Origin of the sequence: Streptomyces sp. NPDC046900, from assembly GCF_040644975.1 — a bacterium.
GTDB lineage: Bacteria > Actinomycetota > Actinomycetes > Streptomycetales > Streptomycetaceae > Streptomyces.
Map to the genome: position 1 here is coordinate 337,811 of NZ_JBEYXD010000001.1, position 19,053 is coordinate 356,863.

Consider the following 19,053-nt stretch of genomic DNA (forward strand, 5'->3'; position numbering starts at 1 on the left):
GCCCCAGCCCGCACAATAGATGCGATGCCGGAATACGAATTTGTCGACGTGTACGTACCGCGCGGGGTCTCACGCAAGGATGCCACGCGTCTGCTGACGGACCATGCCGAGTACGGGCACTGGGAATTGGACCGCCTGAGCCTGCTGCGCGACGGCAGCCGCAGGGTAAGGCTGCGTCGGCGGATCATCCGCCAGGCGCGGGCCACGTGGTGAGCGGAGGCAGCTGAAACGCAGCGGGCCCCGCGGATGCAGGGCCCGCTTCGTTGCACGGACCGCCGGGGAGGATAGGTGCGATCCGTGGTGTGCGGCTTCGGCGGGCCGTGGCCCGCCCAGGCGGCGCGCCCGGTGTCGATCACCCGGACCGCGCCGTGAGACGGCATCGCGGGCGTGCCCAGCACGCTCGGCACGCCCGCGATGCACGTGGCGCCGGTCTTACATGCCGGCGCGCGCCCGGCGGTAGAGCAGCGCGCCGCCGAGCAGCGCGCCCGCGCCGAGGGGAGCGAGCACGCCGAGCGGGAGGTCGCTACCGGTGTGGGCGAGCTGCGCGGTACCGCCGGTCTGCGTACCGGGGTGGCTGACATGCCCGCCGCCCGGCTGCTGCGGTGTGCCGGGCTGGGTCGGCTGGGTGGGCGTGACGGGAGGGGTGGTGGTGCCGCCCGGAGGCGTCGTACCGCCGCCGGGAGGAGTCGTCCCCTCACAGCCGCAGGGCGGCAGCGTGCTGTGGCCGGGCGGGGTGGCCCTGTGACCGCCGCCCGTGTGGGCACAGCCGTTCCCGGCGGCCGGGTTGCCGAGCCCGCCCACGTTCACGGTGTTGCCGCAGACGTTCACCGGGACGTCCACCGGGGCCTGCACCGTGTTGCCGGAGCCGACACCGGGCGAGCCGCTGGTGCGCCCGCTCGCGTGGGAGCCACCGGTGTGGCCGCTGCCGCCCGTGTTGGCGCAGGCGTTGCCGGCCGCCGGGTTGAGGAGCCCGATCACGTTCACGGTGTTGCCGCAGACGTTGACCGGAATGTGCACCGGCGCCTGCACGGTGTTGCCCGACAGCAGGCCGGGCGAGTCGCTGGCCGATCCGTGCGCTCCCGAGTCGGCGTGCGCGTAACCGCCGGTGACGGCGAGGAGGCCGGTCGCCGCGGCCACGGTCATCAGGCCCTTGCGGGTGACCTGTCGCATTGCTGATTCCCTGTCTTCGACCTAGTCATGGACCTTGTGGAACGCGGCCGCGCGGCTGCAGGGCGCGGACGCGGAGGAACCGGCCGGCCCCGGAGCGCATGGCAGGCACTCCGGGGCCGACGGGCTCAGCCCCTCACGGGGTGAGACCCCTCATGGGGTGGGGGCACAACGTCACTTGTTGACGCAGGTGTTGCCGAAGGCGGAGTTCAGCAGCCCGATCACCGAGATCGTGTTGCCGCAGACGTTCACCGGGACGTGCACCGGGACCTGGACGACATTGCCCGACAGAACGCCCGGGGAGTGCACGGCGGCACCCTGGGCACCCGAGTCGGCGACGGCCAGACCCGCACCCGCGAGAACCAGACCACCGGTGGCAGCCGCAGCAGCGACGACCTTCTTGATCATTATTCCTCCTTGTTGGCAAATGCGATCCAAGCCTCGGACCACACCACGAGTAACGAGGAGGGAGTAATGGAGCTACGAGCTTATGGTCGCATTCACCCGTCCCGGTCGGCGTCCGTACGCACGGGCGAATAGTGCAGTCTCGTTTCAGCACGCAAACCGGGACGGAACCAAGGCAGTTGGGCAGTCTGCTTCAGGACGCGTCGATGAATCGGTCGAGGACCCGCACACCGAACTTCAGCGCGTCCACCGGGACGCGCTCGTCGACGCCGTGGAACATGCCCGCGAAGTCCAGCTCGGGCGGCAGCTTCAGCGGCGCGAAGCCGAAACAGCGAATGCCGAGATCGGCGAAGGACTTGGCGTCGGTGCCGGCCGAGAGCATGTACGGCACGGCGCGGGCGATGGGGTCCTCGGCCGACAGCGCGGTCTGCATGGCGTCGACCAGCGCGCCGTCGAACGTGGTCTCCAGGGCCTTGTCCGTGTGCACGTCCTCGCGCCTGACCCGCGGGCCGAGGATGCGGTCGAGGTCGGCGAGGAACTCCCTCTCGTAGCCCGGCAGATAACGCCCGTCGACATGCGCGGTGGCCTGGCCCGGGATCACGTTGACCTTGTAGCCGGCGCCCAGCTGGGTCGGGTTGGCGGTGTTCTGCAACGAGGCGCCGATCAGCTTGGCGATCCCACCGAGCTTGGCGAGCGTGTCGTCCATGTTCTCGGGGTCGAGTTCGGTGCCGAGCGCGTCGCCGAGTTCGTCGAGGAAGTGCCGCAGCGTCTTGGTCACGCGCACCGGGAACGAGTAGCGGCCGAGGCGCCCGACGGCCTCGGACAGCTCCGTGATGGCGTTGTCCTTGTGGATCATCGAACCGTGGCCGGCGGTGCCGTCCACGGTGAGCTTCATCCAGTGCATGCCCTTCTGCGCGGTCTCCACGAGGTAGAGCCGCAGCTTCTCGTTGACCGTGAAGGAGAACCCGCCGACCTCGCCGATCGCCTCGGTGACGCCCTCGAAGAGACCGGGGTGCTTGTCCACGAGGTACCGGGCGCCGTAGGTCCCGCCGGCCTCCTCGTCGGCGAGGAAGGCGAGGACGATGTCCCGCGGCGGCTTGCGCCCGCTGCGCAGCCGGTCGCGCACGACCGCCAGCGTCATGGCGTCCATGTCCTTCATGTCGACCGCGCCGCGTCCCCATACGCACCCGTCGGCGATCTCGCCGGAGAACGGATCGTGCGTCCAGTCCACCGCGTTGGCCGGTACCACGTCGGTGTGGCCGTGGATCAGCAGTGCGGGCCGCGAGCGGTCCTCTCCCTCGATGCGGGCCACCGTGGAGGCACGGCCCGGGTGTGACTCGAAGATCTGCGGTTCGAGGCCCACCTCGGCGAGCTTCTCGGCCACGTATTCCGCCGCCCCGCGCTCGCCGGGGCCGTCGTGGTCGCCGTAGTTGCTGGTGTCGATCCGGATCAGCTCACGGCAGAGGTCCACGACCTCGTCCTCGCCTGTGACGCTCCTGGCCGTGTCCGTGTCGGTCACGCTGCTTCCTCCCACTTCACAGCTGCTGGTGGTCCCCCACATCCTCTCTCCGACCCCCGCCGCACCCCAAGGCGGCGGGAGGTCCGTCACACCCCGTTCACGACGGAACGGGGTGTGATCGAACGCCCCCGAAAGCCTGGTAATGTTTCCTTCGTCGCCGCGGGCGGGGCCCGCACGACAGACACCTTGTCCGGGTGGCGGAATGGCAGACGCGCTAGCTTGAGGTGCTAGTGCCCTTTATCGGGCGTGGGGGTTCAAGTCCCCCCTCGGACACACATGGCGAAGGGCGCCGACCTGTCTCAGGTCGACGCCCTTCGCGTTTGGCCGGCGCCCGGCCGGTTCCTAGACTCTGAAGTGTGGCCCGGCCCAACGAAGAGGTCGAGGCGCTCCTTCAGGAGTACGCGGACCTCATCTCGATCACGGGAGGCGACGCCTTCAAGGTGCGCGCCTACGAGAAGGCCGCGCGGGCGATCGGCGGCCACCCCGCGGACATCTCCCGGCTGGACCCCGACGCACTTCGGGACATTCCGAACGTGGGCCGGTCGATCGCCGAGAAGGTGGCCGAATACCTGCGCACGGGCACCATGGCGGTGGTCGAGGAGCGCCGGGCGCGGATCCCCGCCGGGGTGCGGGAGCTGATCACCATCCCCACGCTGGGCCCGAAGAAGGCGCTGAGACTCTACGAGGACCTGCACATCTCCTCGGTGAACGAGCTGGCCGCCGCGATCGACGCGGACGCACTGCGCGACCTCAAGGGCTTCGGCGAGAAGACGCAGGAGAACATCCTGCACGGCATCTCCCTGATGCAGCAGGCGGGCGGCCGTATCCCGCTGCATCTGGCCCTGGAGACGGCCGAGGAGATCGTCGCGGAGCTCTCCGCGGTGACCGGCTGCAAGCGCTGCGCGTACGCGGGGTCCCTGCGCCGTATGAAGGAGACCATCGGCGACATCGACGTCCTCGTCGCGGCCGGGCGGTCCGCGCCGTTCATGGACGCGCTCGCCGGGCTGCCGTCCACCGCCGAGGTCATCGCGCACGGCTCGAAGAAGACATCGGTCCGCACCACCAAGGGCGTCCAGGTGGACCTGCGGGTGCTGCCGCCGGACTCGTGGGGCGCCGGGCAGCAGTACTTCACCGGGTCCAAGGCGCACAACATCCGCACCCGGACCATCGCCGTGCGCCAGGGTCTGAAGCTCTCCGAATACGGCCTGTTCGAGGTGGACAGCGGGCGGTCGGTCGCCTCCCGCTCCGAGGAGGAGGTGTACGCCCGGCTGGGCCTGCCCTGGATACCGCCCACGCTTCGTGAGGACCGGGGTGAGATCGAGGCGGCCCTGCGCGGCGAGTTGCCGGACCTAGTGACCGAGCGGACCATCCGCGGCGATCTGCACACCCACACCGATCTCACCGACGGTCTCGCGCCGCTGGAGGAGATGGTGGCGGCCGCCGCCGAACGCGGTTACGCGTACTACGCGATCACCGACCACGCGCCCAATCTGTACATGCAGCGGATGACGGACGAGAAGATGCTCGCCCAGCGGGAGCAGGTGCGGGCACTGGACGGCACCCGCCGCCGGATGCGGCTGCTGCACGGTACCGAGCTCAACATCGGCCCCGAGGGAGATCTGGACTGGCCCGACGAGTTCCTCGCCGGCTTCGACGTCTGCGTCGCCTCCCTGCACTCCCACTTCGACCTGGGCCGCAAGGAGATGACCCGCAGGCTGATACGAGCCTGCGAGAACCCGTATGTCAACGTCCTCGGCCACCCGACCACCCGGCTGATCGGCAAACGGTCCGGGGTGGACGCCGACTGGGACGAGGTGTTCGCCGTCTGCGCCCGCACCGGAACCGCGCTGGAGATCAACGCGCAGCCGGACCGCCTGGACCTGTGCGACGAGGACATCCTGCGCGCGCGGGAACTGGGCGCGAAGTTCGCCGTGAACTCCGACGCCCACTCCGTTCTGCACCTCGGCCTCCTGCGCTACGGCGTCGGCACCGCGCAGCGCGGCTGGCTCACGCCCGACGATGTGATCAACACCTGGCCGTTGCGCAGCCTTCGCCGGTTCCTGCGCAAGGGCAGGGCGAGTTGACGGCGGGACCGGGCGGCGACCGCCGAGGCCGGAGGCAGCGGGTGCGCGTTTGCTGTACGGCAGACCGGAGACCCGACAGGGGTCGCGGTACTCGTGGGACGCAATGTGTGAGGCGGTGTGGAAGTGACGGAGTACAGCATGGGTGACGAGGTCTACCAGCCGCAGGACGACGAGGACGTGGTGGCGGACAGCGGCCTGCTCGACTCCGCGGACACCCTGGACGACCGCGGTGTGGAGCCCATGGAGGAGGGCTTCTCGCCGCCCGAGAAGCCTCTGGCGGTGAACCAGCGGGGTACCACGGCCGCCGAGCAGCGGCGGAGCGAGACGCTGGACGAGCGGCTGGCCCGGGAAGTGCCCGATGCGCCGGGCCAACAGGGCGACGGGGTCGAGGACATGGCCGACGGTGCGGGGGAAGCGTGGGGCGAGGGGGCCGGCGGCCGGGATGCCGGGCGGCTCGTCGCGCCGGACGAGGGTGCCCGTTCCGGTTCCGGTGCGGGCCTTGTCGGACAGGACGCCGGGATCGACGGCGGTGCCCGGACGGCGGAGGAGGCCGCCGTGCACATCGTCGACGAGGACGACGTGCCGGGCGGCGACGCGACACAGCTGTGACGGGCGATCACCGTCACCCGGGCCGCTCCGCGGGTGGGAGACGGAGGGTCAGCGTGCCGTCGTGGTCACGGTCGACGTGGGTGCCGAACTCCCGGCCGCACCGGTCGAGGACGGCGCGCAGCCACTCGGTGTCCTCGGCCGAGGCGTGTTCCAGCCGCATTCTGCGGGCCTGGAGCGGCACCATCCGGACACCGTCCAGCCGGCCGGTGTCCGGATCCACCGACACCAGGTACAGCAGCCGGAGGTCGTCGCGGTACCGCTCGTAGCCGCCGATGCCCTCGTAGTCGTCCACGAGGTCGCCGCAGCCGTACAGGACGAGTCGGCCCCGGTACGCCTCGAGCGGCCGCGGATGGTGGGAGGAGTGCCCGTGCACGATGTCCACGCCCGCGTCGACGAGCGTGTGGGCGAAGCGCACCTCGGTGCGGGAGACGCCGTATCCCCAGTTGGAGCCCCAGTGGATGGAGGCGACCGCGATGTCGCCCGGGCGCTTCAGCTGCCGCAGACGGTCGGCGAGCGCGGCGGCGACCGCGGCAGAGGGGCCCTCGGCGAACTCCACACCGGACCGGTCACCGGTGGCGGCCCAGTCGTAAGGGACGCCGCTGGACGCCATCCCGAGGGAGATCACGAGCACGCGCCCGCCGGTGCCCAGGGGGACGACCGCCGGCCGCCCGGCCGCGGCCGCGTCCCGGCCGGCTCCCGCCGTGCGCAGGCCCGCCCCCGCCAGGGAGTCGAGCGTCTCGTCCAGGCCGCGCCTGCCGAAGTCGAGCACATGGTTGTTGGCCAGCACGCAGACGTCCGGGCGGGCCGCCGCCAGACACGGCAGGTTGGCCGGGTTCATGCGGTAGTGGACGCCCTTGCCGGGCGCGAACTCCCCGTCCTGGGTCACCGAGGTCTCCAGGTTCAGCACCCGCACGTCGGGCGCGGCGGCCTCCAGGACCGGCAGCGCCTCGCCCCAGGGCCAGGGGAACCCGACCGGCCGCGGGATCGGCCCGTTGGCCGCCTCGGCCAGCTCGACGTAGGCCCGGGCGTCATGGATGTACGACTCCCGCAGCGCCGGGTCCCCGGGGTGCGGGAGGATCTGGTCGACGCCCCGGCCGAGCATCACGTCACCGGCGAGGAACAGGGTGACCGGGCCCTCGTGCACGCTCCCACGCTATGGCGCTCGCGGTCACCGTGCGAGGGACCGGCCTCCCTGGTCCCCGGTACACGTGTGAGGGTGATCAGGCCGACGTGCCTCCCCGCCATGGCGCTCACGGTCGCCGTGCGAGAGACAGCGCTCCCCGCTACACGTGCGCGGGTGCCATGTGGTCGGTGAACCAGTCGCGGGCCAGGTCGGTCACCGCCTCCAGCGCGCCGGGCTCCTCGAACAGGTGCGTGGCACCGGGAACCACCGCGAGCCGGTTCTCGCAGTGCAACCGGGCCTGCGCCTGCCGGTTGAGGTCCAGCACCGTCGGGTCGGCACCCCCGACGACCAGCAGGGTGGCGGCCGTCACCTCGGGCAGCCGCGGCCCGGCGAGATCGGGCCGGCCGCCTCGGGAGACGACCGCCGCGATGCGCGCACCGGGCTCGGCGGCGGCCCACAGCGCGGCGGCCGCACCGGTGCTGGCGCCGAAGTAGCCGATGGCGAGCCCCTCGGCCGGGGGCCGTCCGCGCAGCCAGGTGGTGGTGTCGGCCAGCCGGCCGGCGAGCAGGCCGGTGTCGAACACATTGGCCCGGTCCTGCTCCTCCTCCTCGGTGAGCAGGTCGAACAGCAGCGTGCCGAGCCCGGCCCGGTTCAGTCCGGCGGCGACGAACCGGTTGCGGGGGCTGTGCCGGCTGCTGCCGCTGCCGTGCGCGAAGACCACGATTCCGGTCGCGTCCTCGGGGACGGTCAGCCGGCCCCGCAGCCGGACGGCTCCGGCCTCGGCCTCGACCTCCTGGTCAAAGGGCCGGGCACCGTGCGTCTGGGGCCGGCTCTGCGTCCGCTCGAGGCAGGCGGCGACCTCCTCGTCCTCGACCTGGGCGAAGTCGACGTAGAACTGGCCGACCGCGAAGAAGTCCCGTGGTGTCTCCAGGGCGACCAGTTCGTCGGCCTCACCGCCCAGCCGCTCGATCCAGTCCTGCGGCGCGACGGGCACCGCCAGTACGATCCGGCCGGCTCCGCGGGCGCGGGCGATCCGGCAGGCGGCCCGCGCGGTCGAGCCGGTGGCCACGCCGTCGTCGATCACGACGACCGTCCGGCCCTCGATGCCGACGGGTGCACGCCCACCCCGGTAGCGGCTCCCCCGCCGTTCCAGCACCTCGCGTTCGTCCTCCTCGACCTCCGCCAGTTCCGCGCGCGTCACGCGCGCCTCCCGTACCACCGCGTCGTTGATCACCCGCACTCCGTCCTCGCCGATCGCGCCCATCCCCAGTTCGGGCTGGAAGGGCACGCCCAGCTTCCGGACCAGGCAGACGTCGAGCGGTGCGCCCAGTGCCTCGGCGACCACGGCGGCAACGGGAACTCCGCCCCTGGGCAGTCCCAGGACCACCGTGTCCTCGCCTCTGAGGTGCCGTAGGCGTTCGCCCAGCCGCCGGCCGGCTTCGAGACGATCCATGAAGACCACGATGCAGCCTCCTCACTCCCGCGGGCTCCAAAGCGGAGCGGGCGGGGCCTCGTCCGGCGCCCCGGCCGCGGTGATGTCACCCGCGGCGGCACGGAGCAGTTGCCGGCCCAGCGAGATCAGGGCCCGCCCGGCGGCGAGTTCGTCGCCGATCTCGGGCACTGCCGAGTCGAACGGGTTCCGGTGGGCTTCGGCATGGCTTTCCAGCACGCTGTCACCGGTGTCCAGGACGATCCTGGCCTTGGTGGCGGGGTCGTGTTCGGACAGGTAGAGGTGCAGCCTCCACTCCTTGGCGGACGGTGGCCGGATGCCGGCGGCTCGTGTCATCTTCCGTCCTCCTCACGCGGTGCGAGGCGACGCGGCAGGGGTGCGCGGCTCTCTTCCCCTCCACTGTGACTCCGATGGACGCCTGCCGCATGGTGCCCGCGGGGGCATCTTTCGGCGGCGGGCACAATGGCGGGCATGACCACGCGTTCCTGCCCGTGCGGGCTGCCCGAGGCGTACGAGAAGTGCTGCGGCCGGTTCCACGCGGGTGCCGCCGCGCCGACCGCGGAGGCGCTGATGCGGTCGCGGTACAGCGCCTTCGTGCAGCGGGACGCGGGCTATCTGCTGCGGACCTGGCATCCGCGCACCCGTCCGGCGCGGCTCGACCTCGATCCCGGGATGCGCTGGACCGGGCTCGAGGTCCTGGAGACGACGGACGGCACCGCGTTCCACTCCGCGGGGACCGTGACCTTCCGCGCCTCCTACCGGGGCGGCACTCTGCACGAGCGCAGCAGGTTCGAGCGGGTCGACGGCGCCTGGGCCTACGTCGACGGGGACTTCCTCGACTGACGCGGACGAGGACCTGCCGCTAGGGCGCCAGGATGTCCAGTTCGTGCAGGGCGCCGACCGTGATCTCGCGGGTCAGCTGCTCCGCGCGGTCGGCGTCGCCCTCCCGCACCGCCTCGGCGAGCTGGACGTGCAGGGTGACCGCGGCCGGGTCCGGGTCTTCGAACATGACGTCGTGGTGGGTGCGCCCGGACAGGACCTCGGCGACGACATCGCCGAGGCGGGCGAACATCTCGTTGCCCGACGCGCGCAGGATCACGCGGTGGAAGGCCACGTCGTGGAACAGGTAGGCCTTCAGCCGGTGGCCGCGTGAGTTGGCGACCATGCCCAGGGCGCACTCGGTGAGTTCGGCGCACTGCTCGGCGGTGGCGTTGCGCGCGGCAAGACCCGCGGCGACCGGCTCGATCGCCGAACGCAGCACGGTCAGTGAGCGCAGCTGCCGCGGACGGTCGGCGCCGGCCAGCCGCCACCGGATGACCTGGGGATCGTAGACGTTCCACTCGGACTCGGGACGGACCGTGACGCCCACCCGGCGGCGGGACTCCACCAGGTGCATCGACTCCAGGACGCGCACCGCTTCGCGCATCACCGAGCGTGACACCTCGAAATGCTGGGCGAGTTCGTCGGTGCGCAGGACACTGCCCGCAGGGTACTCACCCGCGGTGATCGCGGGGCCGAGGGTGTCGAGTACGCGGCCGTGGAGCCCCCGGCCCGGTGTGGTCATGAAGTCAGAGTACGAGGCGGGCTCGATGAAGAAAAAGTCAGACTTATATGTCACAGACTCTTGAATTCGTCGTACCTAATCGGTTTCAGTGGCGTCGACACCAGTCGACGAAGACAGCGAGGAAGCGATGAGTACCCCCCACGTCGTCGTGATCATGGGCGTCGCGGGCACGGGCAAGACCACGATCGGCCCCCTGCTCGCGGCCCGGCTCGGCGTTCCGTACGCCGAGGGCGACGACTTCCACCCCCCGGCCAACATCGCCAAGATGTCGGCCGGAATCCCGCTCGATGACGCCGACCGCTGGCCCTGGCTGGACGCCATCGGTGCCTGGGCGCACGAGCGGGCGGGGTTCGGCGGGGTGGTCAGCAGCTCGGCGCTGAAGCGGGCGTACCGCGACCGGCTGCGGGCCGCGGCTCCCGGCGTCGTCTTCGTGCACCTCACGGGCGACCGCTCGCTCATCGAGGACCGGATGGCGCACCGGCAGGGGCACTTCATGCCCACCGCACTGCTGGACTCCCAGTTCGCCACGCTCCAGCCGTTGGAGCCGGACGAGGCAGGGGTCGCGGTGAGCGTCTCGGGAAGCCCCGAGGAGATCACCGACCGCGCCGTGAACGCCCTGCAGGAACTCGAGCGGTCCTCCACCGCTCAATAGTTCCGCCCCCGCAGTACCCCCGGCCCCGCAGCCGGCCGGCCCTCCCAGGACGGCCCGCGGTGCCGAGGCCCCCCTCACCCGAAACCGAGAGTTCCTCTCCTTACCCAAGGGACACCCGTGACCAGACTCAGCGTCGAGATGCTGGCAGCGGACACCGTCGAGCCGATCACGTCGGCGGGCCACGCTCAACTGGGCATCGCGGCGGCGGCGGGCATCGCCGTCATCGTCCTGCTCATCACCCAGTTCAAACTCCACGCCTTCCTCGCCCTGACCATCGGCTCGCTCGCGCTCGGCGCGTTCGCCGGGGCGCCGCTCGACAAGGCGATCACCAGCTTCACCACCGGCCTCGGCTCCACCGTCGCAGGCGTGGGCGTCCTCATCGCCCTGGGCGCGATCCTCGGCAAGCTGCTCGCCGACTCGGGCGGCGCGGACCAGATCGTCGACACGATCCTCGCCAAGGCGAAGGGGCGTGCCATGCCGTGGGCGATGGTGCTGATCGCCTCGGTGATCGGTCTGCCGCTGTTCTTCGAGGTCGGCATCGTGCTGCTGATCCCGGTCGTGCTGATGGTCGCCAAGCGCGGCAACTACTCACTGATGCGCATCGGTATCCCGGCGCTCGCCGGTCTGTCCGTGATGCACGGCCTGATCCCGCCGCACCCCGGCCCGCTGGTCGCCATCGACGCCGTCAAGGCCAACCTCGGCGTGACGCTGGCGCTCGGTGTGCTGGTGGCCATCCCCACGGTGATCATCGCGGGCCCGCTGTTCTCGAAGGTCGCCGCCCGCTGGGTGGACGTCCCGGTCCCGGAGCGCATGATCCAGCCGCGGCCCTCCGAGGAACTGGAGACGCGCCCCGGCTTCGGCGCCACGCTGGCCACGGTGCTGCTGCCGGTCGTCCTGATGCTGTCCAAGGCACTGGTCGACATCGTCGTCGACGACCCGGCGAAGATGGTCCAGCGTGTCTTCGACGTGATCGGCTCTCCGCTGATCGCCCTGCTCGCGGCGGTCGTCGTGGGCATCTTCACGCTGGGCCGCCCGGCCGGGTTCAGCAAGGAGCGGATCTCGCACACCGTCGAGAAGGGGCTCATGCCCATCGCGGGCATCCTGCTCATCGTCGGTGCCGGCGGCGGCTTCAAGCAGACGCTGATCGACTGCGGCGTGGGCCAGATGATCCTGGACATATCGAAGGACTGGTCGATCCCCGCGCTGCTGCTGGCCTGGCTGATCGCGGTGGCGATCCGTCTGGCGACGGGTTCGGCGACGGTGGCGACCGTGTCCGCCGCCGGTCTGGTCGCGCCGCTCGCGGCCGATATGTCGACCACCCACGCCGCCCTGCTGGTACTGGCGATCGGCGCCGGCTCCCTCTTCTTCAGCCATGTCAACGACGCCGGTTTCTGGCTGGTGAAGGAGTACTTCGGACTGAGCGTCGGACAGACCATCAAGACCTGGTCCGTCATGGAGACGATCATCTCGGTGGTCGCGGGCGCCCTGGTCCTGCTGTTGTCCCTGGTGATCTAGGAGTACGGCGACGACGGCTCACCCCCTCTTCGACATCAGCGGCCGCACGGCCCTGGTCACCGGCTCCGGCCGGGGCATCGGACCGGCACTCGCCCGCGGTCTGCCGGAGGCCGGCTGCACGGTGGTCCTCAACGGACGCGACGCCGACCGCCTCAGATCGGTGGCGGCGGAGCTCTCCGGGGACGTGCACACCGCCGCGTTCGATGTGACCGACTGCCCCTCGGTCGCCGCCGGGGTCGCGGACGTCGAGGAGCGGGTGGGCCCGCCGGCCGCCTGGTGCGGCAGTGGTGCGCACCCTCGTCATCCCCGCTCTGGCGGCACCTACCGCTTCTGCGCCCTGTAGCGCTTCATCAATGCAGTGATCCGTACGTGGTCCGCCTGACCGTTCAGCTCGGCCACCAGACCGTCAGGGCACAACTCGTAGAGATCCCCCCACCATCGACGTCCTCGGTTGTCCCAGATCCGGACGCAAGTCTGCCTGGGCGTCTTCCACTCAGACACTGGTGAGCTCGATGAACACGCAGACGTGCCGACCAAGAGCCAGGTCGGCGGGTCCATACCCGTGACGCGGACGGCGCACGGCCCGACGTCGAGGCCCGGTCGGCGGGCACGGTCAGGACGGACGGCCGCCCGTCTCGTGGCGGCTATGGCCGCCACAGCGGATGTTCCTCTTCCGCCCACCGCCGGCTGACCCGTCCCGTCCGCAGGCCCCGGCGTGCCTCCGAGTCGCCGAGGGCCATCCCGATGTGGCCGGCCAGGACCACGCCGATGGTCAGCGCGAGCCAGTCGTGGACGAAGGTCGCCGAGGTGCGCCACACCAGCGGGGCGAGGTGGGTGAACCACATCAGCAGTCCCGTGCCGAGCATCACCAAAGTGGCGCCCGCGATCCAGGCGGCGTACGTCTTCTGCCCGGCGTTGAACTTGCCCGCGGGCCGGAAGGCTCGGCGGTGGTCACGGCGCAGGGCCGCGCGCAGCCAGACCCGGTCGTGCGGCCCCCAGCGGTTGAGGTGGCCGAGGTCCGCGCGGAAGGCCCGGGAGGCGAGGCCCGCCAGCACCGGGACCGGGAGCAGAAGTCCCGCCCACTCGTGGATCCTCACCACGAGTTCACGGCGGCCCACCAGCTCCGCGAACGTCGGGATGTACAGGCAGGCGGCCGTCGCCACGCACAGGCCCATCAGCACGGCCGTGCCGCGGTGCACCCACTTCTCGCCCCGGCTGAAGCGACGCACGTGCGTGGACCGGGTCGGGGCCTCAATTGGTGGGTGCATCGTCCCGCCCGTTCGACTTGCCGACCCATGCGTCCACGTCGTACCCACGCTCCTCCCAGTACCCGGGGCGTACGCCTTGGGTGACGGTGATGCCGGAGAGCCACTTCGCCGACTTGTAGAAGTACATGGGCGCGACATAGAGGCGGACCGGGCCGCCGTGGTCGTAGCTCACCGGTTTGTCCTGCATCTTCAGGGCGACGAGCACGTCGCTGCGGCGCGCCTGGTCGAGGGTGAGGCTCTCGGTGTAGGCCCCGTCGAAACAGGTGAAGCGGACCGCGCCGGCCGAGGAGCGCACACCCGCGGCGTCCAGCAGCGTGGCGAGCCGTACCCCCTCGAACGGCGTCTTCGGCACCCGCCATCCGGTGACGCACTGGACGTCGTGCACGAGCCGGGTCTGCGGCAGCGCGCGCAGGTCGGCCAGCGAGTACGACTTCGGGTGGTCCACCAGGCCGTTCACGGTGAGGCGGTAGTCCTTCTCGCCCAGGTGCGGAACGGACGCCGTCACCGAGTAGTAGCGGAAGCCGCCGCCGTTGGGCAGCAGACCGGTCAGGCCCGTCGGGTCCTTGCCGGAGACACTGCCCAGGAAGCCCTCCAGGCCGCGCTGGAGCGTGGGCGCGGCGACGACGCCGAGAGCGCCGAGTCCGAGGGTGCCCAGCAGGACCCGGCGGCCGATCGGGGTGCCGGTGGCCTCCGGCGTCTCGCGGTCGGCGGGCTGCGGTGCGTCCCGCTCCTCGCGTCGTTCAGGGTTCACACCACGATTCGAGCACCCGACACCCCTTCGAGGCCAGGGGTGCCGGATGCTCGTCAGAATTCCGTAACCACTTCTCACCGGGTTCTCAGGAAGTGGATCACGGGGTCACGACGCCGATTCGGCCACCTTCTCCAGTTGGAACGCCTCGTTGCCGAGGCCGATGCGGGCATGCGCCTGGGGATTGCGGGAGCGCATCAGCAGCCCCTGGACCAGGCCGAGCAGCAGGGCCACACCGATGATCGCCGGAAGCAGCCAGGCGAGCGCGGAGTCCGGGCCGGTGCCGACGAGGACGTCGAAGTCCTTGACCGTGTAGCCGACGATCACCAGCAGCGCGAGACCGGCCACCGCGGAGGTGACGAGCCGCCAGGCCTGCGCACGGGCGGAGCCACGGCGGGCGAAGAAGACGATCACCGAGGCGGAGGCTCCCACCATCAGCAGGGTGACACCGAGCGCGCCGACGCTGCCGAACCAGGTGAACAGGTGCAGTACGGGCGCGGCCGGGTCGCCGGTCGGCTTGTCGTCGGCCACGGCGAAGACGATCACGATCACCGCGGACACCGCGCTCTGCAGCAGCGAGCCCGTGCCGGGGGCGCCGTTGGTACCCGTCGTACGGCCGAAGGCGGCGGGCAGCAGTCCCTCGCGGCCCATGGCGAAGGCGTAACGGGCGACGACGTTGTGGAAGCTCAGCAGCGCGGCGAACATGCCGGTCACGAACAGCACCTGCATCACGTTACTGAAGGCGTGGCCGAGGATGGACTCGGTCAGCCAGAACAGCAGACCCGCGCTCTGCTTCTGCGCGGCCGGGACGATGGCGGAGGGCCCCGCGGCGATCGTCAGCGTCCAGGAGCTGATGGCGAAGAAGACGGAGACGAAACCGATCGCCAGGAACATCACGCGCGGCACCAGGACGTGCGGGCGGCTGGTCTCCTCGGCGTAGACGGGCGCCTGTTCGAAGCCGGTGAAGGCGGCGATGCAGAAGCACAGCGCGGTGCCGACGCCCGCCCCGGTGAGCGTGTCCGGGTTGAAGGCGTGCAGCGACAGGCCTTCCTTGGCGGGGTTGCCCACCGCCGCGACATCGAAGATGACGACGAGCGCGACCTCGATCAGCAGCAGCACGCCGAGCACGCGCGCGTTGACGTCGATCTTCAGCCAGCCGAGCGCCCCGACGACGGCCACGGCCACCAGCGCCGGTATCCACCAGGCGACCTGGAGGTCCAGGTGGGTGGCGCACAGGCTGGAGACCTCGAAGCCGAAGATGCCGTAGATCCCGAACTGCAGCGCGCTGTACGCGACGAGGGCGACCACGGCCGCGCCCGCTCCCGCCGTTCCGCCGAGGCCGCGGGAGATGTAGGCGTAGAACGCGCCCGCGTTGTGGACGTGACGGCTCATCTCCGCGTACCCGACGGAGAACAGGGCCAGTACGCACCCGAGGATGACGAAGAGCAGCGGCTGGCCGACGATGCCCATCACCGCGAATGCAGTGGGCATGACACCCGCGACCACCATGAGCGGGGCGGTCGCGGCGAGCACGGACAGCAGCAGTCCGGCCGTGCCCAGGCGGTTGGCGCGGAGCGCGCGCTCCTGTCCTTTGAAGGTGCTGATGGCGCCGCCGTCGGCGGCGGGTCTGCTCGTGCTCGAACTGCCGGTCGTCATCGCGCGGTTGTCCTTTCGGGACGGGTGAACGGGGACTGTGCGGACGGGGCTTTCTGGACGAGGACTTTCTGGACGAGGTCCTCCGGATCTTTGCGGCGAGCCGTCACGTCGTACCTAGGGCCCTTTCGCGCGCGGCGTGGAAGGCCTCGTACGGGTCGCGGTCCGGGTACGACCACGGCGCCGGGGTCACATGCGGTCCGATGCGCAGGAACAGGGCGGCGGCCTCGGCGTCCCGGCCCTCGCAGTGCTTGGCGTGGGCCAGGAAGTTGAGGTCGACATGACGGCGCGGATGATCGTCGCGCTCCCATTCCAGCCACCAGTCGAACGCGGCCTTCATCACCTGGCGGGCCCGTCGGCCGACCCAGTGCCCGGAGGCGACGGGGTCAGGGGACTCGGTTCCGGCGGTGGCCAGCACGCGGTAGCGCTCGGCGTGCGCGACGACGGGGAGGATGGCGAGCGGTGAGTCGGCGGGCGCCTGCTCGGCGGCCCAGTTGGCGAAGTCGTAGACCTCGTGCAGCGGGTCCTGGCCGGCGTCGGCGCGGCGCTCGGCGAGCCTGGCGATCACCAGGTGGTGCGCATGGTGATGGTCCGGGTAGCGGGCGCGGACCTCGTCGAACAGCCGGACCACGTCCTCCTCGGTGCCGAGCGAACGCTCCAGGATCAGCAGGCCGAGCCAGGGCGTCGGGTCCTCGGGGGCCTGCGCGGCCGCCGCCCGGCAGGCCTCGCGGGCCGCCTCCGGGCGCTCCTTGCCCTGCAGAGCGCGGTGGACGATGGCATGGGCGACGAGGACGGAGGCGCAGGGGGAGTCCGGTTCGGCGAGCAGCCAGTCCTGCGCCCAGACGAGGGCGGCGGTCTCCTGCGCGAGAACGGTGACCCGGTGCCCTCGGCGGTCCCAGTCGTCGGCGTCGGACGCGAGCAGGGACCGGACGGCGGTCCATCGCCCCCGGGAGAGTGAGGCCCGTGCGGCGACGAGTTCGGCGTCGTCCAGCGCGGCGTCGAATCCCTGGGCAGCACGTTTGCGGCCGCGGCCGAAGGACGGCGGGGGTGGGGGTGGGGGTGGCACCGCGGGGCTTCCTTACAGAACGCGGCTCGTCAAGTTTTGGTCACGCACAGCAAACCCCGCACCAACGGTTCGAGTCAAGAGCGGACGAGCACCACGACACGTGTCAACTGCCTTTGGCTCCATGCTGGTTGGGCCTGGGACAGTCTTGCACGGCCGGCCCTCCTCGGTCGCCCGCCGAACCGGCCGGCAGGCGGCGCCGCGCGTGCCGCCGCCCTTCGGAGCTCGCCGGACCGGACCTGCCCGCGCGGCCGGCTATCCGACCGCGTTCGCCGCCGCCCGTCCCGCGGCGCGGCCCGAGAACAGGCAGCCGCCGAGGAAGGTGCCCTCCAGCGAGCGGTAGCCGTGCACACCGCCGCCGCCGCCGAAGCCCGCCGCCTCCCCGGCCGCGTACACCCCCGCGAGCGGGTCGCCGCCCTCGGTCAGCACCCGGGCGGACCTGCCCGCGCGGCCGGCTATCCGACCGCCTTCGCCGCCGCCCGCCCCGCGGCACGGCCCGAGAACAGGCAGCCGCCGAGGAAGGTGCCCTCCAGCGAGCGGTAGCCGTGCACACCGCCGCCGCCGAAGCCCGCCGCCTCCCCGGCCGCGTACACCCCCGCGAGCGGGTCGCCGCCCTCGGTCAGCACCCGCGAGGACAGGTCGGTCTCCAGACCGCCGAGCGACTTGCGGGTCAGGATGTTCAGGCGCACCGCGATCAGCGGGCCCGCCTTGGGGTCGAGGATGCGGTGCGGGGCGGCGGTCCGGATCAGCCGGTCCCCGAGGTAGCGACGGGCACCCCGTATCGCCGTCACCTGGAGGTCCTTGGTGAAGGGGTTCGGGATCTCCCGGTCGCGTGCGACGATCTCGCGGCGCAGGTCGGCCTCGTCGATCAGCGGCTCCTCGGTGAGCGCGTTCATGCCGCGCACCAGCGCGCCCAGGTCCTTCTCGACGACGAAGTCGACGCCGTGGTCCATGAACGCCTTGACCGGTCCCGGCACGTCCGCGCGGGCCCGCCCGATCACGTCCTTGACCGACTTGCCGGTGAGGTCCGGGTTCTGCTCGGAGCCGGAGAGCGCGAACTCCTTGCCGATGATCCTCTGGTCGAGCACGAACCACGTGTAGTCGTACCCGGTCCTCATGATGTGCTCGAGCGTGCCGAGGGTGTCGAAGCCGGGGAAGAGCGGCACGGGCAGCCGCCGGCCACGGGCGTCCAGCCACAGGGAGGAGGGGCCCGGCAGGATGCGGATGCCGTGGTTGTCCCAGATGGGGTCCCAGTTGTGCAGGCCCTCGGTGTAGTGCCACATGCGGTCGCCGTTGATCAGCCGGGCGCCCGCGCCCTCGGCGATGCCCAGCATCCTGCCGTCGACGTGCGCCGGCACACCGGAGACCATCCGCTCGGGCGGGGTGCCGAGGCGTTCCGGCCAGTTGGCCCGCACCAGTTCGTGGTTGCCGCCGATACCGCCGCTGGTGACGATCACCGTCTGCGCCCTGAACTCGAAGGCGCCGGCGACCACACGGCTGCTGGCCTTGCCCCGCTGTACGTCCGACGGCTCCAGGACCTCACCGGTGACGGTGTCGACGTCGCCCGCGCTGCGCGAGAGACCCGTGACGCGATGACGGAACTTCAGTTGGACGAGACCACCCGCCACCCCGGCCTGCACCCGCCGCACGAACGGGGCGATCACTCCCGGGCCGGTGCCCCAGGTGATGTGGAAGCGGGGCACGGAGTTTCCGTGCCCGGTGGCGTCGTAGCCGCCGCGCTCGGCCCAGCCGACGACCGGGAAGAAGCGCATGCCCTGCCCGTGCAGCCAGGCACGCTTCTCACCGGCCGCGAAGTCGACGTAGGCCTCGGCCCACTGGCGCGGCCAGTGGTCCTCGGGGCGGTCGAAGGCCGCCGTACCCATCCAGTCCTGGAGGGCGAGGCCATGGCTGTCCTTGATCCGCAGCCGGCGCTGCTCCGGAGAGTCGACGAAGAAGAGACCGCCGAAGGACCAGAACGCCTGGCCGCCCATCGACTGCTCCGGCTCCTGGTCGAGGAGGATCACCTTCCGGCCGGCGTCGACCAGTTCCGCGGTCGCCGTGAGCCCGGCGAGGCCTGCCCCGATCACGATGACATCAGCGTCGTAGGCCATGCGCCCGTCCTCTCACGGTGACTACGGGTCGGCCCGCCTTGTTACCGACCGGTCAGATCCTTGGGCAGAAGAGTGACCGAGTCAACCGCCTGTCAGCGGGTACCCGATACCGCCGGGAGACT

19 protein-coding genes, 1 tRNA gene and 2 pseudogenes are annotated in these 19,053 nt (G+C 71.3%); 8 read left to right on the plus strand and 14 right to left on the minus strand.

Annotated features, from left to right (window positions below):
• Positions 1 to 24 precede the first annotated feature (24 nt).
• Positions 25 to 213, plus strand: a complete 189-nt coding sequence (locus ABZ904_RS01550; protein ID WP_250077660.1) for a DUF5703 family protein — start codon at positions 25 to 27, stop codon at positions 211 to 213.
• Between the two features lie 219 nt (positions 214 to 432).
• On the opposite strand, the gene ABZ904_RS01555 is transcribed toward ABZ904_RS01550, so the two are convergent.
• The 3 genes from ABZ904_RS01555 to ABZ904_RS01565 all read right to left on the minus strand — a co-directional run bounded on the left by ABZ904_RS01555 (position 433) and on the right by ABZ904_RS01565 (position 3,091).
• Positions 433 to 1,170, minus strand: a complete 738-nt coding sequence (locus ABZ904_RS01555) for a chaplin (RefSeq protein WP_359391754.1) — start codon at positions 1,168 to 1,170, stop codon at positions 433 to 435.
• A 171-nt stretch (positions 1,171 to 1,341) separates the two neighbouring features.
• Entirely contained in the window at positions 1,342 to 1,575 is a 234-nt protein-coding gene (gene chpH, locus ABZ904_RS01560) for a chaplin ChpH (RefSeq protein ID WP_359391753.1), read from the minus strand.
• A gap of 190 nt (positions 1,576 to 1,765) precedes the next feature.
• Entirely contained in the window at positions 1,766 to 3,091 is a 1,326-nt protein-coding gene (locus ABZ904_RS01565; protein ID WP_361820485.1) for a M20/M25/M40 family metallo-hydrolase, read from the minus strand.
• Between the two features lie 188 nt (positions 3,092 to 3,279).
• Here ABZ904_RS01565 and ABZ904_RS01570 point away from each other — a divergent pair.
• The 3 genes from ABZ904_RS01570 to ABZ904_RS01580 all read left to right on the plus strand — a co-directional run bounded on the left by ABZ904_RS01570 (position 3,280) and on the right by ABZ904_RS01580 (position 5,784).
• Positions 3,280 to 3,364, plus strand: a tRNA-Leu gene (locus tag ABZ904_RS01570).
• Between the two features lie 83 nt (positions 3,365 to 3,447).
• On the plus strand, positions 3,448 to 5,175 hold the full coding sequence (polX, locus tag ABZ904_RS01575; RefSeq protein ID WP_361820488.1) for a DNA polymerase/3'-5' exonuclease PolX: 1,728 nt from the start codon (positions 3,448 to 3,450) through the stop codon (positions 5,173 to 5,175).
• A 138-nt stretch (positions 5,176 to 5,313) separates the two neighbouring features.
• Complete coding sequence (locus ABZ904_RS01580) at positions 5,314 to 5,784, plus strand: DUF5709 domain-containing protein (RefSeq protein WP_360994349.1); 471 nt, start codon at positions 5,314 to 5,316, stop codon at positions 5,782 to 5,784.
• A gap of 13 nt (positions 5,785 to 5,797) precedes the next feature.
• On the opposite strand, the gene ABZ904_RS01585 is transcribed toward ABZ904_RS01580, so the two are convergent.
• The 3 genes from ABZ904_RS01585 to ABZ904_RS01595 all read right to left on the minus strand — a co-directional run bounded on the left by ABZ904_RS01585 (position 5,798) and on the right by ABZ904_RS01595 (position 8,693).
• Positions 5,798 to 6,928 (minus strand): CapA family protein, encoded by a 1,131-nt coding sequence (locus ABZ904_RS01585; protein WP_361820492.1) that lies wholly within the window; start codon positions 6,926 to 6,928, stop codon positions 5,798 to 5,800.
• Positions 6,929 to 7,067: 139 nt separating this feature from the next.
• Positions 7,068 to 8,369 carry a phosphoribosyltransferase family protein gene (locus ABZ904_RS01590; RefSeq protein WP_359391748.1) on the minus strand — a complete coding sequence of 434 codons (1,302 nt, stop codon included), beginning with the start codon at positions 8,367 to 8,369 and terminating at the stop codon, positions 7,068 to 7,070.
• 12 nt (positions 8,370 to 8,381) lie between these two features.
• The gene (locus ABZ904_RS01595; protein WP_360994343.1) at positions 8,382 to 8,693 is read right to left on the minus strand and encodes a dsRBD fold-containing protein; all 312 of its coding nucleotides are present in this window, start codon (positions 8,691 to 8,693) and stop codon (positions 8,382 to 8,384) included.
• Positions 8,694 to 8,828: 135 nt separating this feature from the next.
• Between ABZ904_RS01595 and ABZ904_RS01600 the strand changes: the two genes are divergently transcribed.
• Positions 8,829 to 9,200 (plus strand): YchJ family metal-binding protein, encoded by a 372-nt coding sequence (locus ABZ904_RS01600; protein ID WP_359391746.1) that lies wholly within the window; start codon positions 8,829 to 8,831, stop codon positions 9,198 to 9,200.
• 19 nt (positions 9,201 to 9,219) lie between these two features.
• On the opposite strand, the gene ABZ904_RS01605 is transcribed toward ABZ904_RS01600, so the two are convergent.
• Positions 9,220 to 9,921 carry a FadR/GntR family transcriptional regulator gene (locus ABZ904_RS01605; RefSeq protein ID WP_359391745.1) on the minus strand — a complete coding sequence of 234 codons (702 nt, stop codon included), beginning with the start codon at positions 9,919 to 9,921 and terminating at the stop codon, positions 9,220 to 9,222.
• A gap of 127 nt (positions 9,922 to 10,048) precedes the next feature.
• Here ABZ904_RS01605 and ABZ904_RS01610 point away from each other — a divergent pair, with 127 nt between their 5' ends.
• The 3 genes and pseudogenes from ABZ904_RS01610 to ABZ904_RS01620 all read left to right on the plus strand — a co-directional run.
• Entirely contained in the window at positions 10,049 to 10,573 is a 525-nt protein-coding gene (locus ABZ904_RS01610) for a gluconokinase (RefSeq protein WP_359391744.1), read from the plus strand.
• Positions 10,574 to 10,690: 117 nt separating this feature from the next.
• Positions 10,691 to 12,088: a gluconate:H+ symporter gene (locus ABZ904_RS01615; protein ID WP_359391743.1), complete on the plus strand. Its 1,398-nt coding sequence runs from the start codon at positions 10,691 to 10,693 to the stop codon at positions 12,086 to 12,088.
• A gap of 34 nt (positions 12,089 to 12,122) precedes the next feature.
• Positions 12,123 to 12,353 (plus strand): annotated as a pseudogene (locus tag ABZ904_RS01620) (SDR family NAD(P)-dependent oxidoreductase); the annotation flags it as partial.
• Between the two features lie 56 nt (positions 12,354 to 12,409).
• On the opposite strand, the gene ABZ904_RS01625 reads toward ABZ904_RS01620, so the two are convergent.
• The 7 genes and pseudogenes from ABZ904_RS01625 to ABZ904_RS01655 form a co-directional block, all read right to left on the minus strand.
• Positions 12,410 to 12,589 (minus strand): hypothetical protein, encoded by a 180-nt coding sequence (locus ABZ904_RS01625; RefSeq protein WP_359391742.1) that lies wholly within the window; start codon positions 12,587 to 12,589, stop codon positions 12,410 to 12,412.
• A gap of 143 nt (positions 12,590 to 12,732) precedes the next feature.
• Positions 12,733 to 13,356 (minus strand): cytochrome b/b6 domain-containing protein, encoded by a 624-nt coding sequence (locus tag ABZ904_RS01630; RefSeq protein WP_359391741.1) that lies wholly within the window; start codon positions 13,354 to 13,356, stop codon positions 12,733 to 12,735.
• Entirely contained in the window at positions 13,340 to 14,107 is a 768-nt protein-coding gene (locus ABZ904_RS01635; RefSeq protein WP_359391740.1) for a molybdopterin-dependent oxidoreductase, read from the minus strand. Before ABZ904_RS01635 ends, ABZ904_RS01630 begins: the two co-directional genes overlap by 17 nt.
• Before the next feature lie 105 nt (positions 14,108 to 14,212).
• Complete coding sequence (locus ABZ904_RS01640; protein ID WP_361820500.1) at positions 14,213 to 15,760, minus strand: APC family permease; 1,548 nt, start codon at positions 15,758 to 15,760, stop codon at positions 14,213 to 14,215.
• Positions 15,761 to 15,863: 103 nt separating this feature from the next.
• Positions 15,864 to 16,823 (minus strand): hypothetical protein, encoded by a 960-nt coding sequence (locus ABZ904_RS01645; protein ID WP_360994333.1) that lies wholly within the window; start codon positions 16,821 to 16,823, stop codon positions 15,864 to 15,866.
• Between the two features lie 252 nt (positions 16,824 to 17,075).
• Positions 17,076 to 17,258: pseudogene (locus ABZ904_RS01650) on the minus strand (FAD-binding protein); the annotation flags it as partial.
• Positions 17,259 to 17,275: 17 nt separating this feature from the next.
• Positions 17,276 to 18,931: an FAD-binding dehydrogenase gene (locus tag ABZ904_RS01655; RefSeq protein ID WP_361820503.1), complete on the minus strand. Its 1,656-nt coding sequence runs from the start codon at positions 18,929 to 18,931 to the stop codon at positions 17,276 to 17,278.
• Between the last annotated feature and the right edge of the window lie 122 nt (positions 18,932 to 19,053).